Origin of the sequence: Pseudoalteromonas sp. NJ631 (assembly GCF_000276645.1) — a bacterium.
GTDB lineage: Bacteria > Pseudomonadota > Gammaproteobacteria > Enterobacterales > Alteromonadaceae > Pseudoalteromonas > Pseudoalteromonas piscicida.
This window is the reverse complement of record NZ_AKXJ01000002.1, coordinates 169276-185790: the sequence shown is the minus strand read 5'-3', so window position 1 is coordinate 185790 and position 16515 is coordinate 169276. Positions and strand designations below refer to the sequence as shown.

The window sequence follows — 16515 nt, the reverse complement described above, 5'->3', positions numbered from 1 at the left end:
GGCTTACAGCTGTAAGTCGAAAAAAGTAAATTACTGTTCTTAGTGAGAAAATAGGAGTGAGCGAGGAGGTTTGACAGCCTTAGCAGTTCTAGACTGACATTTTATCTGTAATCAAGTTGGTTTTTAAAACAAGCACTGCCACTAAAACAGTGCGATTTTTGCTTTGCATAGCTGCTCTATCGTAGCAGGTGAAACAACGACTTCAACTCCCCGTTTGCCTGCACTAACGTAAACTTGCTCATATGCTAAAGCACTCTCGTGAAGTAAAGTTGGCAACTGTTTTTTCTGCGCAAACGGGCTTATACCGCCAATTAAATAACCGGTTACCTTTTGCGCGTTCTGTTGATCTGCAAGCTGTGCTTTTTTCCCCTTACACGCTTTAGCAAAAGCTTTTAAATCCACTTGTTGCGTGGCGGGAGAAACGGCTACATGCAATGTACCATCAACGTCAATCAGCAGGGTTTTAAATACTTTTTCTCGGTCTAGATTTAGCTTTTTCGCCGCTTCATTGGCAAAGTCGTGATCGTTAGGGTCATGCTCAAATTGCAGCACTTGGAACGCCACTTTAGCTTTTTTAAGTAGGTTAATTGCAGGTGTCATTACAAACTCCTTTTAAGCAGATGTTGATTTCAGTTATACCAAGAAACAAACGCTTATGCTATCGCCTTGCGATAATACCTATCATCCGTCAAAACAAAAATGCCCGCTATCGCAGCGGGCATTTTCAAATAAATTTAAGTTACTTAGTTAAGTCATCAAAGAACTTCTTAACGCCGTCAAAAAAGCCTTGTGCCTTAGGACGGTTCTTACCGTTGTTTTCACCCATAGACTCTTCAAACTCTTGCAGAAGTTCTTTTTGACGCTCGTTTAAGTTTACTGGCGTCTCAAGAACAACTTTACAAATTAAGTCGCCTACCGCACCGCTACGCACAGACTTCACGCCTTTACCCCGCATACGGAACATTTTGCCCGTTTGACTTTCCGATGGAATCTTCAGTTTTGCGCGGCCATCTAGGGTCGGCACTTCAATCTCACCACCGAGTGCTGCCGTTGTGAAGCTAATTGGCACTTCACAGTATAAGTTGTTGCCGTCACGTACGAAGATTGGGTGCTCTTTTACACTCACTTGTACGTACAGGTCGCCAGCTGGAGCACCATGCGCTCCCGCTTCACCTTCGCCAGACAAACGTACTCTATCACCCGTATCAACCCCTGCTGGGATCTTAACGTTAAGTGTCTTCGTTTTCTCTACACGGCCTTGTCCGTGACAGCTGTTACACGGATCTGAAATGATCTGACCTGTGCCCTGACAAGTTGGACAAGTTTGCTGTACCGCAAAGAAGCCTTGGCGCATTTGTACTTGACCTGCACCATGACAGGTTGTACAAGTTTTAGGCTTAGAACCTGCTTTCGCACCACTACCATCACATGGTTTACAGCTCACCCAAGTTGGTACTTGGATATCAACCTGCTTACCACGTACCGCTTCTTCAAGACTTAACTCTAAGTTATATCTTAAATCCGCGCCACGCTGTTGTCTTGATTGACGACGACCACCACCGCCACCAAAGATATCACCGAATACGTCCCCAAAAATATCGCCGAAGTCGCCAGCGCCGCCAAATCCACCATGACCAGCACCACCACCTTGTTCGAAAGCTGCATGGCCGTATTGATCATACATCTGGCGTTTTTGACTATCAGTCAATATCTCGTAAGCTTCTTTTACTTCTTTGAATTTCGCTTCGAGTTCGGTGTTACCTGCAGTACGATCTGGGTGATATTTCATTGCAAGACGTTTATACGCCTTCTTAATGTCACGTTCACTGGCGTCTCTTGCAACACCTAATACTTCATAATAGTCAGGTTTAGACATTTTTATCACACTACTCTTTCTTGGCAACTTATGTCGTTGCAGACTCTGATGAGCCCTGTCGCTTGCAAATTAATGCTAGACAACAGTCTAATTTATAAACACGTAGGGCGCGACAAGCCATACAGCCAGCGCGCCCTCCTTCAAGACCTACAATTACTTGTCGTCTTTAACTTCTTCAAATTCAGCGTCAACTACATCGTCGTCTTTTTTCGCTGAACCTTGTTGGGCACCTGCGTCACCGCCAGCTTGTTGAGCTTGCGCTTTTGCTTGAGCGATTTCCATAAGCTTTTGCGATTTCTCTGCTAGTGCTTGTGTCTTAGCATCGATTTCGTCTTTGCTATCGCCCTTGATTGCTGTTTCTAGCTCGCCAAGAGCAGCTTCAATTGCCGTCTTGTCGTCAGCTGGAAGGTCGTCACCTGCTTCTTCAACTTGCTTGCGTGTAGCATGAACAAGTGCATCAGCTTGGTTACGAGCGCCAACTAGCTCTTCAAACTTTTTATCTTCTTCTGCATTTGCTTCTGCATCACGTACCATTTCTTCTACTTCTTCATCACTTAGACCTGAAGAAGCTTGGATTGTGATCTTCTGCTCTTTACCTGTGTCTTTGTCTTTTGCAGACACGTGTAAGATACCATCAGCATCCACATCAAAAGTAACTTCGATTTGTGGAACACCACGCTGCGCTGGGCGAATACCTTCTAGGTTGAATTGACCTAGAGACTTGTTATCGCTTGAACGCTTACGCTCACCCTGTAGTACGTGAATTGTTACTGCAGACTGATTGTCTTCTGCTGTTGAGAAAGTTTGCGACTTCTTAGTAGGGATAGTCGTGTTTTTCTCGATTAACGCAGTCATTACTTGACCCATAGTCTCAATACCTAGAGACAGAGGACAAACGTCAAGTAGCAGTACGTCTTTCACGTCACCCGCAAGTACACCACCTTGAACCGCAGCACCAACTGCTACCGCTTCATCAGGGTTTACGTCTTTACGAGGCTCTTTGCCAAAGAATTCAGCTACTGTTTTTTGTACCAGTGGCATACGTGTTTGACCACCAACTAGAATGATGTCATTTACGTCGCTTACAGAAAGGTCTGCATCAGCAAGTGCACGTTTTAGCGGCTCGATTGATTGCGCAACTAAGTCTTCAACTAGTGACTCAAGTTTTGCACGAGTTAGCTTAACGTTCATGTGCTTTGGACCTGTTGCATCTGCAGTAACGTAAGGTAGATTTACCTCAGTTTGCTGTGCTGAAGACAGTTCGATCTTCGCTTTCTCAGCCGCTTCCTTAACGCGCTGCATCGCTAGCGGGTCAGTTTTTAGGTCGATGCCTTGGTCTTTCTTAAATTCTGCAACTAGGTAGTTGATAACGCGGTTATCAAAGTCTTCACCACCTAGGTGAGTGTCACCGTTAGTTGCTAGTACTTCAAAGGTGTGCTCGCCTTCAACTTCATCAATCTCGATGATTGAGATATCGAATGTACCACCACCTAAGTCGTATACTGCAACAACGTTGTCGCCTTGCTTCTTATCCATGCCGTAAGCAAGTGCTGCTGCTGTTGGCTCATTGATAATACGCTTAACTTCAAGACCTGCGATACGACCTGCATCTTTTGTTGCTTGACGCTGTGAATCGTTGAAATATGCAGGAACTGTGATAACAGCTTCTGTTACTGGCTCACCAAGAAAGTCTTCAGCTGTTTTCTTCATTTTCTTAAGAACTTCAGCTGAGATCTGAGGTGCAGCTCTTTTCTCACCACGCACTTCAACCCAAGCGTCGCCGTTGTCCGCTTTTACGATGTTGAAAGGCATGATGCTAAGGTCACGCTGTACTTCTTCATCTTCAAAACGACGACCAATTAGACGCTTGATCGCGTATAGTGTGTTTTTAGGGTTAGTCACTGCCTGGCGTTTTGCTGGCTGACCTACTAGTGTTTCACCATCATCTGTAAATGCAATAACAGAAGGAGTTGTGCGGTCGCCCTCAGCATTTTCAATAACGCGCGGCTTGTCACCATCAAGTACCGCTACGCAAGAGTTAGTAGTACCTAAATCGATTCCAATAATTTTACCCATGAATCATCTCCGACTTCAAAATTCGTTGTTCAGTTAGTTGATTTGATAAATAAGGTCACCGATTTGTAATTCAAGCGTCACAACTAAAAAAAAATGAAAAAAATTGAAATTTTTTTGCTTTTCGAACGTTTCGGTCAAAAAAACACCCTTAATTGCTTATTTTGAAACAAGTGAAGAAGAAAATACGATGTAATTGACGCTTGATTACCTGGTTAGACCAGTTATGCTAAATGCAACATAATAAATAATGAGAAATGACAACATGACATTTGATGAAATTATTCAGTCGGAGCATTTACAGCAAGCGCAAACACAAATGACGTTTCCTGCAAGTTGGTGTCAAGGCCGCACTGCGTTTGGCGGATTGTCTGCAGCAATAGCAGTGCAAAGCATGAAGCATCAACTGACAGAGCCTCGTCGATTGCTCTCTGTGAGCGTAAATTTTGTCGGACCACTGCTGGAAGGCGCACCATTTACCGTTGCAACAACGATTTTGCGTAGCGGCAAAAATGCAACTCAAATGCAAACTCAACTGATCCAATCAGGCGAGGTTTGTCTTATTGCTATCGGGTGCTTTGGCAAGGATAGAGCATCCGCTATCCAAGTTACAAATGTCGATAGCCCTACTCTTTCAGATGTTAATCCAAAGGCAGTTCTTCCATACCAAGAAGGTGTGATGCCTGCATTTTTCCAGCATGTCACGCTCAATGCCCAGCAAGGAGCTTTACCATTTTCAGGTGCACCATCTTCGAATCTAGGTGGTTGGATGCGATTTAAAGCACAAACTACATCGGTAAATGAACTGCATACACTGGCTCTTGCTGATTCATGGCCGCCAACCTTACTCCAGATGTGTAAAGCGCCAAGCCCCGCCAGCAGTATGTCTTGGTATATAGAATTTTTGTGTGATATTTCACTCGACTCAGACTCTTGGCTGGGCTTTGAAGCCGTGACCCACCATAGCCAAAATGGTTATGGTATTGAAGATGCTAAAATTTGGTCACAAGATGGCAAGCTGCTCGCCCTAAGCCGCCAGACCGTCGCAGTATTTGATTAACATTGATAAATTTGGGCGCATCAAGCAAACTAGCATAAAAGGAAATCAACGGATTTTTGTGTGATTACAGCTTGCCCTGAATGCGATACGCTTGTTGAAATAGACTCTATCGAGTCCCAAAAGCGTGCGGTGTGCCCAAACTGTCGATGCGTGTTGTGTCATGTACAAGGACATCAAAACCAATTAGTACAAGCCTTCAGCTTTTCTGCATTACTATTTTTATTCGCAAGCTTATTTCCAGACTTTATTTCCTACACGCAACACGGTATCACTCAAGTTGTGAGCCTCTGGCAAGCGCTCATATTGTTAGCTGAACATTACAGCTATTTTCTTGCTGGATTATTTGCCTTCACTATTTTAGTTATGCCTGTTGCAGTATGCTCGTTGCTACTGCTTGCACACACCGAGTATTGGCAAATCATCAACGCGCACAATGCCCGGCATTTAGCCAAATTACTTTCAGCACTAAAACCGCTTAATCTCACGGATATATTTTTAGTCGCCGTGCTCGTAAGCGCTTTTAAATTAATGTCTTTCGCTGAATTAGAGATGGGCCTTGGGTTTTGGGCCTATATTCTGTTCGTTTTGTGTTTTATTGAAGCGCTCTCACTTTTCGATCACGAGTATATGTGGCGTAATCAGACTCAATGTAATCGTCACCTTGTGGAACCGAAGAATTTATCTTCTACGCTAAAACGTTGCAAGGTTTGTGGCTTTTTGGGTGAAGGTGAAAAGTGTCAGCGCTGCTACGCTAAACTAAAATACCGAAAGTCCCAATCAACGCAAAAAAGCTTAGCTTGGATGCTCACCAGCGTCGTGCTACTTATACCTGCCAATTTTCTACCCATCATGGATACCATTAGTCTCGGGCTCCATACGCCTGCAACGATTTTTTCAGGCGTTCAAGTGCTTTGGGAAGCCGGTTCTTATCCCGTAGCAACACTTATTTTTCTCGCAAGTATATGTATTCCTATCGCAAAAGCGTTACTATTGAGTTACTTACTTGTACGAGTTAAAAAACCCAAAGACCCTATTACAGCAACAAAAGTGTACCGCTTGCTCGAATTTATTGGCCGCTGGTCCATGATTGATGTGTTTGTCGTGATAATCTTAGTGTCTTTAGTGCAGCTCGGTACGGTGCTAAATGTCGAACCGGAAATTGGTATCGTGTTTTTTACTTTGATGGTGCTTTGCCAAATCGCAGCCGTTAATAGTTTTGATCCAAGATTATTGTGGGATAAAAATAATCAATGACTACTCAAGCTGATATAGAAGACAAACCAACGTTTTCAGTGATATGGATTATTCCAATTATCGCGTTGCTCATCACAGGCTGGATGTTATATCAACATCAGGCAAATAAAGGCCACACTATTTTTATAAAAATGACTGACGCAGATGGTATTATTGCCGGCAAAACTGAAGTAAGAGTAAAAAGCGTTAAGGTCGGGTTAGTCGAGTCATTAAAGCTTGAATTAGAACAAAATGCAGTGGTTGCAAAAGTTAGGATTTTACAGCCCTACCGTGATTTATTGGCTGAAGATTCTACGTTTTGGGTAGTAAAACCTAGAATTGATGAATCCGGCATCTCAGGCATGAATACGCTACTCTCTGGCGTATATATAGAGCTCTCCCCTGGTGACGCAAAAACACGTTCGAGCATCTTCACCTTAATGGATGAACCTGCATTAATTGGCTCAGAGGTGCAAGGAAAGCGCTATCAACTCGTGGCTTCAGATGCTGAAGTATTAGACGTTGGCTCCAGTATTTTTTTCCGCAATTATAAAGTGGGTCAGGTTGAGTCTGCACACTTTAGTGTCGAAAGCTTAAAAATGGAATATGGTATTTTTATCTATTCGCCATACGATACGCTTATCACAGACAACGCTATTTTCTGGATTAGCTCAGGCATTGATTTTAAACTATCAACGGAAGGCGTTGAAGTGTCAACAGGATCGCTAGCAAAGATGATCAAGGGTGGGATTTCTGTTGACTATCCACCAACTATGCCAAGCGGCACAGTAGCGCTCGAAAACAAAACCTACGCCTTACACAAAAACTTTGCAATGGCTTTAGAGCAACGTTTTGATCACTTTGATTACTATCTCATTGAGTTTGAGCAATCAATTCGAGGACTTCGAGCTGGTGCACCAATTGAATATCGAGGTATGCGAATTGGCACGATAGAACAAGTTCCTGCGACTGGTGTTAGCGACGATAGACCTTTATACTTTCAACAAAATAACACTTCTGTGCCTGTACTGGTTAAAATTGAGTACGGCCGCATTTACGAAGATGCGCAGCTTGCACAAACATATTGGTCAGAAAATATAGACAAATGGATTAGTAGTGGCCTTAGAGCGTCACTAAAAAGTGGCAATTTGTTAACAGGTGCGGTATATATAGAGTTAGACTTTTATCCAAGTGCAGAAGTCGTTAGTTCAAACAAAACGACTATTTATCCAGTATTACCCAGCGTTCCGAGCGGTATTACAGCACTTTCTGAACAGGTCACAAGCTTACTGAACAAGTTAAATGGGTTACCTCTTGAAACAACTGTTAAGGAACTAGAAGGTGCCCTTCAGCAACACAGGTTACTAGCAATGGAAATGAATCAACTCGTAGAGTCTATTAATAATAACAAGATAACAGACAAGGTTGGCGGTAATTTAACGAGCTTAAAAGATACGTTAAGCCAGCTCACATCAAGCTTGAAGCAATTTGAGCAAACCATGACTCAGTACCAAAAAGGTTCGGGTGTTATGGATCAACTTAGTAATACCCTTGAAGAACTTGAAAGTTTGTCAAATCGCTTAAAGCCTATTTCTAAAGGGTTGAATGAGCAACCTAATATGCTTATTTTTAATAAAGAGAGCGGTACAGATCCTCTCCCAAGGAAAAAATAAATGAAGACTGGCTTAGCGACATTTTTGCTTTTATTTTGTTTAACGGGCTGTATAACGAATCCATCTCAGCCGGTTAGTTATTATCAGTTAGAAGCAAAGAGTGTCGCTGACGAAAAGCAAGTTGGGCTCAATCACGTTCTTTTGGTTGATAAAGTGCAGTTAATTGAATTGTTTGATCAGCAAGCTTTAGTGCAATATCAACCAGAGAACAAAGTAAATATCGCTAATTTTCATTTTTGGGCTCAGCCACCTTCAGATATGCTGACGTGGAACTTAGTAAACGCATTAAATGCAACCAACCAAACCACTGCAATTAAAAGCGATAAGTTTTATCGCAACACGCAAGAACATCAACGCCTCGTTGTGGAAATTAACGAGTTTGCAGGGCACTTTGAAAAAGGCGCTGTGATGAGTGGGACTTGGTATCTTTACCAATACAAAGAAGGGAGCTATCAACTAACTCAAGTGCAACCATTCCAATTTGAAGCAACGCTTGAGCAGGATGGCTTTAGTGCTCTTGTATCTGCACATCAAAAAAACTTTAACCAACTAACTGCACAAATAAGTCTGCATTTATAGTTGGCACTCAAACACCACTACAGGTGTTAAGTCATTATCAATTATTATTTTACCAATACGACTAAATCCCACTTTGCTAAGTAGGTTAATGCTGTTGCGGTTACTTTCTAATGTAATAGCACCTAACTTGATGTAGCTTTGTTCTAATTTAGCATATTCCATAAGTAACCTAACAGCCTCAGCCGCATAGCCTTTTCCGGTAAACTCATCTAAAAGCGCATAACCTAAGTCTGGAATATTAAAAAAAGGCCTTTGATATAAGCCACACAACCCAATACTAGTATTGCTGCTTGCTTCTACAACAATGTAAGCTGCTGGCTTACCAATTTGATAGGGAATAAGGTAAGCTTGCTCGATATGCTCCTCAGCTTGTTGTTGCGTTTTTATGCCTTTATCCCGAATATTATCGATAAAGCTTTTCTGGTTCAAAAGCCTGAGTAAGAAGCCCGCATCATTTAGAGTTGCTTTCCTTAAAAAGATCCGCTTTCCCGTCGCAATCGTCATTCTGCCTCCAAAAATATCATAATTAACTTCCATAGGAACTTTAGCATTTACATAAGCGAATAAAAAAGCTGGGAAACGAATTTGCCCAGCTTTTAATTACTATTGAAATACCGACAGGTTACTGTTGGAACTTGACGTTTTTATACATTTGCTCAACTGAGTCTAGCTTAGTTTGCTTAGGTAAATCTGCAAACGGCTCAGCTTGGAACTTAGCGCCACGTAATTGAATATTTAATCTAGCAGCATCGGTGTTCATTACAGTTTGCTGATAGTACGCTTTAATATCTTCTAATGTGACCGCTTTAACTGCGGCGATTAACTTAGCTTCGGAGTCAAATGCCATATTTTCTTTGAACCAATCGCCTATTAACGGTTGTAGTTCTTCAGAAAGGTTTTTTGGCTCTTCGGTTAATGAGACTAACACTGCATTTTTTAACTGCTCGAATGTTGCCTCATCTAACGCAGCTAAGTCTTTAGCGTATTCATCTTTATACGCGTCAAAACGAGCTTGCATGCTTTTAGCATCTTTTACTGGTGTTTGAATATAGAAACCTAGCGCTGAATATTCGTCAATAGCAACACTCGTTGCACCAACCGCATAGGCTAGCTGCTCTTCGGTTCTCAGACGTTCAAATGCCGCCGTTCTTAAGTGCCCTTGAAGCACCATCGCCGCCGCTTTTTGCGCATAGCCTTTGATTGGGTGCACTGCAAAATCGATTACAGCAACATCAGCAACATCAATGTCTTGCTGCCATACAAGTGTCTGCTTTTGCTCTGGTTGCCAATATTTAGCACGTGCGTAATTGGTCACTTTTTGGCGTTTAGGCAGCGCATTGTCGAGCGTCTCTTTTACTGTTTGCAAATCGGCTTTATCGTAGTTGCCATAGGCAAAAACACGAACTTGATTATTCGTCAGAATTTGATTTTGCACTTTATCTAAGTCGGCCAGAGTCAAAGCTTTAGCTGCTGATATCAATGCAGAATCATCATAACTTCCTGAACGGATAAGTTTTTGATAAACACCGAAAGCTTGTCTGAATGGGAATTCTTTCTCCTGGTTTTTAATGCCACGTACATAACGATCAATGGCTTGATCAAATGCTCGTTTATTCGTTTCTACACGAACACCAGAGAGCGCATCCTTTATTAATAAAGCTTGCTTATCAGTAAAACCCGAAATATCTAGCATTATCCCATTTGCAGGAGTCAGCCCAAGATGCATACCCGCTATGCTCGCTTCCGTCATTAACTTTGCTTTATCCAAACGGTATAAATCAGCCCAAATCGACAGTGCAACCTCAGTTTTGATGTCTTTTAATGCACTTGGGTTATTGACGTAAATTTTCAGACTACCTTTAGGCTGTTGGTAGAAACGCTCACTCGCAGCATGCCAAACCGTTACGCCATCCGCATCAATAACCTTCTGAACACCCTTTTTCGCATCATCCGCAGATGTTTTCAGTGCGAAGTTTTCAGGTAACAAGGTATTTACACTAGGAAGAGCTAAATCGAAATTTGCCTCTTCTTTCCATTTATCAAAATCGCTGCGCTTTAAGTCTACAATCTGATATTCACCATCATAGAAGTGTAGTTTTGCATCAGTAGGTTCATCTTTACTGATATACCATACCCGCATTTGATCAGGTGTTAATTGCTTCAAGACGGCATTAACAGCATCAGCATCAAACTGCGCATAGTAGTAGCTCGCATTGATAGCGTGGTTCATTGGGTAATGCTGCATGCTATCCGCAAGGTTACTGACGTAACCAAATTCATCGCCTTTTTCCAAAAACCTAAATTGATTATTTAGCGACGTTTGGATTTCCTTGAAGTAACGGCTATCGACTCCTTTATCACGGATCATATCGATATAATCAAGTACCGTACCTGTAATTAACTCGCGTTGCTTTAAGCCCTCATCGGTTAACTGAATATCAATCTGTAATGTGCCGTAGTTACCATAACTATTCGGTGTCGCAAATGCACTTAACGATGAGATTAAACCTTTATCTTTTAGTACTTGAGCAGGGCTACCCGCCATTTCATTACTTAGAAGATAGGTAATGAAATAGTTCGGTTTAACCGCAAACGCACTTGCGTTGTTTTTGATAGTGAAATCAAGCTGTAGCGTCTTAACGTCTTCATTTGGTTTATAATGGACCAGCTTTTTCCCAACGTTATCGAAGTTAAGAGATTGTTTAACCTCTGGCTTCTCGATGTTTTTATTCTTGATTGTCGTGAAATGCTTTTTCGCTTTTGCCACCATCTGCTCAATCGGCTCGTTAGAAATCATAGCTAACTTCATGATGTTCGCAGAGTAGTACTTATCATAAAAAGCAACGGTCTCTTGATGTAGTTTGCTACCTTCTTTATCACCTAACGTTTCTAGGTTACCAATAAGAAAACGGTTAGCAGGATGCTCTCCCATCATGTTTCGTGCAAGTTTAAATTGACCAAAAAAGTCCATTTCACGACGCATCGACCACTCTGCGTTTACTGCATTTTTTTCTTTTTCTGTATACTCAGGGTAAAGCTTTGGAGATTTAAAGAAGTCTGAAAATCTGTCTAATGCCTCGTCATAGGCATCGTTGTTCACTTTGAACATATAATTAGTAATATCCAACCAAGTGTAAGCATTGTGTGCCCCACCGTTTTTGGTCATGAACTCAGAATAACCTTTGCTATCTGGATATTTTTCTGTACCAAGGAATAGCATATGTTCAAGATAGTGCGCCATCCCTTGCTGAGACATAGGATCGTGTAGTAGACCAACGCCAACACTCAGCGCTGCCGCTGACTTCGATACAGAAGGATCTGATACCAAAATGACTTCAATGCCATTTTCCAAAGTTAACGTTTGATATTGTCTATCATCATTAGGACTTACAACCAGTTGCTCTGAAAGAAGATTCTCAGTCGTGTCTGAATGATTGAGTGAAGAAGTTGTACCACATCCAGTCAAAACTGCTAAGGTAAGTGTGCTAATTGCGAATAGCTTTTTCATAAAACAATCCATTATTGTGATAATTACTTTTTGGAACCAGACTATCATCGTCATTCGACTAAGCTTTTGCAATATAGAAATTTTTTGTTTTGTAACACTTCGTAAACTGAGGAACCTATGCCGACATCCATTTATTTACTGCTCGCCGCGCTATTTTTACAAACTCTACTGACCTTATTCATTATGGTCATTATGGGGAAACGTCGATTTAAAGCTGCACGAAAGAAACAGATCCAGTTTGATCAGTTCAAAACCATGGCGCTCGACAACGCGCCTGAGGAAGTCATTCTGGCATCTAGAAACTTTACTAATCAGTTCGAAATTCCCGTGTTGTTTTTTGTGGTTTCTCTTGCCGCACTCGCAATGAAACTTGTTACGTTGTGGTTCAGCATCTTCGCCCTACTGTTTGTAATTAGTCGTATTGCACATGCCTATGTTCATATCGGTAGTAATCATATTCGAACACGTTTTCGCCTCTACCTTGCAGGGTGTGCCTTCATTGTGTTGCAGTGGATCACATTACTTTTAACACTTATATAACTAAAAATAATAAAAATGCCATCCGTTTTAGCTAATTGTTCTTTAATCTCTGAGCCAATTTGTTAGCATGGCGATGGCAAAAAGAACAACAGGGGCACATAGATGAAACAGGATAATGATATCTGCGATTTTGGACTTCATGCTGGAGAACCATATTCCACGCTGCCAGCTAGCTTTTTAAACTGGATGATAGAAACAGACCATGCAAAATGCGAGTTAGCAAAGTTTGAACTGGACAGAAGAGTATCTGCGGTGGCACAAAACGCCAGAAAATATAGCAATTTTGAGTGTTAGCACTATTAAAATAATTATAATGATCTAGAATACGCGCATAATTTATCAAATAGCTTCTAAATTATGCGCAACTTACTTATTCTTTCAACGGCTTTGCTATTATCAGCATGCCATTTTTCCTCTCCTAAGCAGTCGCAACAAGCAGAATACCTAACCGTATTACACACCAACGATAATCATGGTCGTTTTTGGCAAAATGAAAAAGGTGAATATGGTATGGCAGCCAGAAAAACCTTAATTGACCAATTAAAGAGTGATGCAGAGAAAGCTGGACATGCCGTTATATTGCTTTCTGGAGGCGATATAAACACGGGTGTACCAGAATCTGATTTACAGTTTGCCGAACCTGATTTTAAGGGAATGAGTAAACTCGGTTACGATGCCATGGCAATTGGTAACCATGAATTTGATAACACTCGAGATGTACTAGCGAAACAAATTGAGTGGGCAAGCTTCCCAGTACTGTCAGCAAATATTCTTGATAATACAAATCAAATGCCAGCATACGAGCCTTATACAATTATTGAACGTGCAGGATTGACCATTGCAGTCCTTGGACTTACGACAATTGATACCGTTAAAATTGCCAATCCAAAACATGTTCATGGCCTTACTTTTATTGAGCCTTTAGCAGCCACAGAAAACTGGGTACCTAAGATCAAAGCCAAATATCATCCAGATGTAATGATTGCTGTCACACATATGGGTCACTATCACGGTGCCAATCATGGTATCAATGCACCCGGTGATGTAACGCTTGCGCGCCGACTTCCCAAAGGTATGCTTGATTTGATAGTTGGTGGACATTCTCAAGAACCTGTCTGTGTAGACGAAAATGGTAACGAGGACACCGCTTTTGCTCCTGGCAAAACATGTAAGCCTGATAATCAAAATGGTGTTTGGATTATGCAAGCACATGAGTGGGGTAAGTATGTGGGTAAAGCTGTATTTAGGGTTGATGGTGATACAAAAACCTTGATTAGCTATAACTTAATCCCAGTGAACTTAAAAAATAAAGCGGGTTCTGTGATTGGTGAAACTATTCAAGAAGATCCTCAAATGCTCGCTTTTTTAACACCTTTTCAAGAAAAAGGGCAAGCGCAAATAGCTGGTGCAGTGGGATACGTTGATAGTTTCTTAGATGGCCGTCGCAGTACAGTTAGATTTAAGCAAAGCAACCTCGCAGATCTTATCATTAACGCGCAAATGGCAGCCGTCGAAGCAGACTTTGGCATTATCAGCGGCGGCGGGATCCGAGATAGCATAGAGCAAGGTGATGTCAGCTACAAAGATGTGCTGAAAGTTCATCCATTTAAAAATCGCATTACTTATATAGACTGGAAAGCAAGCGACCTAATTAACTACTTAAACATTGTCGCCAAGTTCCCACCAGACTCTGGTGCTTACCTACAGTTCCACCATATTACGTTTGATATCAAGAACGATAAGGTAACCAATGTTCGCATAGCAGGCGAGTCATTGACTGACGGTAAGACCTACCGCATGAGTGTGAATAGTTATAACGCATCTGGTGGTGACGGTTATCCAAAGATTAATCATCTTCCAGAATATACCGCTACCGACCTAACTGATGCACAGGTCCTCAAAGATTACTTCCAAAAGAATAGTCCTATAAAGGCCGTGGATTTATAAAAAAGGCACCTCATATAAAGCGGTGTGATGCACCGCTTTATATGCATTCATTCTATTTACCAATAATATCAATATCTGACTTTTTCACTCCACTCAGTCCGTAACTATGTAGTTTAGAACGAGACCCTTCTCCATGTGCCTTCGGCGGATAAAACAGCACCTTTTTTTCAGGAAATGCGTCTAATACCTCATCCAGTGCAGCTCTAATTTCACTTAATGTTTTTTCTAAACTATTAGTAAAGTTGGGTCGTTTTCTAATGGTATGCCCAAGCTCAACTAAACGGTAAAAATATTTATCAGCGAGATCCAACAACTCCTTTGGCATCTCTTTGTTTTGATTGAGAACAGTATCGGGATTTACATCGCAAAACTCAACAAGCGCTAAATAGAAACATAATGGTTTGTTGGCAAGCTGGACACTTACTAGTTTGTTTCTATTTGTCGTTACTGTTTTTGAATACAAATCAATAACAAGCTTAAATTCCGGTAACTTTTCTAGCGCTTGGTGTGAACTTACCTTTGCCTCAATACCTTTTCTTCTCACCCAGTTGAACACTGCAACGCCGATAAACGCCATAATCAGTGGAAAAATATAGGCTGATTTTGGTTTGGTATCATCTAATGAGACCGCAATATAGAAGTTTCTGTGCGGCGCAGACAATGTTAGCACTTCACTTTTTTCACCCTGTCCTGCTCCAGACGTATTAATATCAAGAACAGTTAAACGGGCATCTTGAGCGTCTAATACAGTATTGAGTGAGTTTATATATTCTCTTAACTCAGTTTCATTACCTGCGTAATGTAAAAAAGGATCTGCGACAGGTAAACGATTCATATCAATAGCAACACGAAGCGCAACCGCTTCTTTTTGTTGCTTCAAAACCCGCTTAGTTTCAATACTTTGAGAAATGTAGAAAATACCGCTAAACAATAACGCCAAAGCAATAAAAACGGATATATTGCGCTGACTAATTTCCATCTTCTTCTCCGATAAAGCCATAAGGTAAGGCTTCACATTGCCAGTGTCTATCTACCTTATCAAAGTAACTAGATGTTCTTAATTGAGCCACCTGGTTAATAATTCCCTGCATTGCACAAGCTAAATCAGTGTTATTGTTGTTCATTTTTAAATACCATTTACTGCCACTAACATTATTGGCAATTGGCGTAATGTAATTCTTCGAAAACCGCGGCTCATCTTCTTCGGACCAATAAGAAGCTATAATATCAACCTCGCCAGCAGCTAACCGATCGCGGAGCGCTTGATGCGAGCTTAAATAGGTAATATCGAGCGCATTGATATCGATATCTAACTCTTTAAACGCACTTTTTGGTAATATGTGGCCAGAGCGACTTGTTGGATAGTCAAGCAAACCTATTTTTTTATCTAAGAAATACGATTTAGATAATTTAGGTTTTTCTGTGTTTGAGATAAAAAAGGCGGAATAAGCTGGATAACCGATAACAGGCTTATAACTATGCGTTGATTCAGCCATCAAAGCCGACATGATATTGTCTTTCGTTAAAATAAGATCGGCGATCCCCTTCGCAAGAAACTCTATTTGCTCAGCGAGACTTCCTCCCCAATACACTTTCACCTGCCCATATTGCCTAGTGACCACTTCATCTTCACACGCTCTAACTAATACGTCTAACGCGAGACTTTTAATCGGAACATGTATTTTTAACGTGTTGATATTGGACACTGAACGCGTTTTGCAGGTATTTGAGTACTGGACGACAGGATCAAGAATGAGAGGCTTAACCGAAACTAATCGAGCCCCTAAAATCCAGCACAATAATGCGCTTACAAACAACAAAGATACAATTGTTGATTTACTAGTCAAAATGTTACTATGTATCACTAATTGGAATAACCTATCCTTTCTTGACCGCTATTAGATCAATTTTCTTTACTCATTGCAATAGGTAATTTTACTAATAACTCATAACCAAATGAATTTATTACTTTATTGACAAGAAATTATGAATCTTATTGAGTCCTTTTATTTTGTTGAAAAATACG

The 16515-nt window shown here is 41.2% G+C and carries 14 protein-coding genes; 7 read left to right on the top strand and 7 right to left on the bottom strand.

Annotation, left to right across the window (positions count from 1 at the left end):
* Positions 1 to 141 precede the first annotated feature (141 nt).
* The 3 genes from ybaK to dnaK all read right to left on the bottom strand — a co-directional run bounded on the left by ybaK (position 142) and on the right by dnaK (position 3952).
* Positions 142 to 600, bottom strand: a complete 459-nt coding sequence (gene ybaK / locus A587_RS0105360) for a Cys-tRNA(Pro) deacylase (protein WP_010373086.1) — start codon at positions 598 to 600, stop codon at positions 142 to 144.
* Between the two features lie 139 nt (positions 601 to 739).
* Complete coding sequence (gene dnaJ, locus A587_RS0105355) at positions 740 to 1876, bottom strand: molecular chaperone DnaJ (RefSeq protein WP_017216728.1); 1137 nt, start codon at positions 1874 to 1876, stop codon at positions 740 to 742.
* Between the two features lie 153 nt (positions 1877 to 2029).
* Complete coding sequence (dnaK, locus tag A587_RS0105350) at positions 2030 to 3952, bottom strand: molecular chaperone DnaK (protein ID WP_017216727.1); 1923 nt, start codon at positions 3950 to 3952, stop codon at positions 2030 to 2032.
* A 262-nt stretch (positions 3953 to 4214) separates the two neighbouring features.
* Between dnaK and A587_RS0105340 the strand changes: the two genes are divergently transcribed.
* From A587_RS0105340 to A587_RS0105325, 4 genes are read left to right on the top strand one after another with little or no spacing between them, the layout of a single operon-like run.
* Entirely contained in the window at positions 4215 to 5009 is a 795-nt protein-coding gene (locus A587_RS0105340) for a thioesterase family protein (protein ID WP_017216725.1), read from the top strand.
* A gap of 60 nt (positions 5010 to 5069) precedes the next feature.
* Complete coding sequence (locus A587_RS0105335; RefSeq protein WP_017216724.1) at positions 5070 to 6263, top strand: PqiA/YebS family transporter subunit; 1194 nt, start codon at positions 5070 to 5072, stop codon at positions 6261 to 6263.
* On the top strand, positions 6260 to 7915 hold the full coding sequence (gene pqiB / locus A587_RS0105330; RefSeq protein ID WP_017216723.1) for an intermembrane transport protein PqiB: 1656 nt from the start codon (positions 6260 to 6262) through the stop codon (positions 7913 to 7915). The genes A587_RS0105335 and pqiB overlap by 4 nt, the downstream gene beginning before the upstream one ends.
* Positions 7916 to 8494 (top strand): PqiC family protein, encoded by a 579-nt coding sequence (locus A587_RS0105325; RefSeq protein WP_017216722.1) that lies wholly within the window; start codon positions 7916 to 7918, stop codon positions 8492 to 8494.
* On the opposite strand, the gene A587_RS0105320 is transcribed toward A587_RS0105325, so the two are convergent.
* Both A587_RS0105320 and A587_RS0105315 read right to left on the bottom strand, forming a co-directional pair.
* Positions 8489 to 8998, bottom strand: coding sequence for a GNAT family N-acetyltransferase (locus tag A587_RS0105320; protein ID WP_017216721.1), 510 nt, complete (start codon positions 8996 to 8998; stop codon positions 8489 to 8491). The two genes, A587_RS0105325 and A587_RS0105320, sit on opposite strands and share 6 nt — an antisense overlap.
* A gap of 118 nt (positions 8999 to 9116) precedes the next feature.
* Entirely contained in the window at positions 9117 to 12002 is a 2886-nt protein-coding gene (locus A587_RS0105315; RefSeq protein ID WP_017216720.1) for an insulinase family protein, read from the bottom strand.
* A 117-nt stretch (positions 12003 to 12119) separates the two neighbouring features.
* On the opposite strand from A587_RS0105315, the gene A587_RS0105310 reads away from it, so the two are divergent.
* The 3 genes from A587_RS0105310 (at position 12120) to ushA (ending at position 14489) form a co-directional block, all read left to right on the top strand.
* A complete protein-coding gene (locus tag A587_RS0105310) occupies positions 12120 to 12542 on the top strand; it encodes an MAPEG family protein (RefSeq protein ID WP_017216719.1) in 423 nt (140 codons plus the stop codon).
* 102 nt (positions 12543 to 12644) lie between these two features.
* Entirely contained in the window at positions 12645 to 12836 is a 192-nt protein-coding gene (locus A587_RS0105305) for a hypothetical protein (protein ID WP_010605345.1), read from the top strand.
* 63 nt (positions 12837 to 12899) lie between these two features.
* Entirely contained in the window at positions 12900 to 14489 is a 1590-nt protein-coding gene (ushA, locus tag A587_RS0105300; protein WP_017216718.1) for a bifunctional UDP-sugar hydrolase/5'-nucleotidase UshA, read from the top strand.
* A 52-nt stretch (positions 14490 to 14541) separates the two neighbouring features.
* Here the strand turns inward: ushA and A587_RS0105295 are convergent, their stop codons facing one another.
* A complete protein-coding gene (locus A587_RS0105295) occupies positions 14542 to 15468 on the bottom strand; it encodes a hypothetical protein (protein WP_017216717.1) in 927 nt (308 codons plus the stop codon).
* The gene (locus A587_RS0105290; RefSeq protein ID WP_232288020.1) at positions 15458 to 16336 is read right to left on the bottom strand and encodes a phosphate/phosphite/phosphonate ABC transporter substrate-binding protein; all 879 of its coding nucleotides are present in this window, start codon (positions 16334 to 16336) and stop codon (positions 15458 to 15460) included. Before A587_RS0105290 ends, A587_RS0105295 begins: the two co-directional genes overlap by 11 nt.
* Positions 16337 to 16515 lie beyond the last annotated feature (179 nt).

What these genes read in the sequence shown, in the direction of transcription:
- ybaK (WP_010373086.1), bottom strand. Translation starts at nt 600, where the DNA reads ATGACACCTGCAATTAACCTACTTAAAAAAGCTAAAGTGGCGTTCCAA.
- dnaJ (WP_017216728.1), bottom strand. Translation starts at nt 1,876, where the DNA reads ATGTCTAAACCTGACTATTATGAAGTATTAGGTGTTGCAAGAGACGCC.
- dnaK (WP_017216727.1), bottom strand. Translation starts at nt 3,952, where the DNA reads ATGGGTAAAATTATTGGAATCGATTTAGGTACTACTAACTCTTGCGTA.
- A587_RS0105340 (WP_017216725.1), top strand. Translation starts at nt 4,215, where the DNA reads ATGACATTTGATGAAATTATTCAGTCGGAGCATTTACAGCAAGCGCAA.
- pqiB (WP_017216723.1), top strand. Translation starts at nt 6,260, where the DNA reads ATGACTACTCAAGCTGATATAGAAGACAAACCAACGTTTTCAGTGATA.
- A587_RS0105325 (WP_017216722.1), top strand. Translation starts at nt 7,916, where the DNA reads ATGAAGACTGGCTTAGCGACATTTTTGCTTTTATTTTGTTTAACGGGC.
- A587_RS0105320 (WP_017216721.1), bottom strand. Translation starts at nt 8,998, where the DNA reads ATGACGATTGCGACGGGAAAGCGGATCTTTTTAAGGAAAGCAACTCTA.
- A587_RS0105315 (WP_017216720.1), bottom strand. Translation starts at nt 12,002, where the DNA reads ATGAAAAAGCTATTCGCAATTAGCACACTTACCTTAGCAGTTTTGACT.
- A587_RS0105310 (WP_017216719.1), top strand. Translation starts at nt 12,120, where the DNA reads ATGCCGACATCCATTTATTTACTGCTCGCCGCGCTATTTTTACAAACT.
- A587_RS0105305 (WP_010605345.1), top strand. Translation starts at nt 12,645, where the DNA reads ATGAAACAGGATAATGATATCTGCGATTTTGGACTTCATGCTGGAGAA.
- ushA (WP_017216718.1), top strand. Translation starts at nt 12,900, where the DNA reads ATGCGCAACTTACTTATTCTTTCAACGGCTTTGCTATTATCAGCATGC.
- A587_RS0105295 (WP_017216717.1), bottom strand. Translation starts at nt 15,468, where the DNA reads ATGGAAATTAGTCAGCGCAATATATCCGTTTTTATTGCTTTGGCGTTA.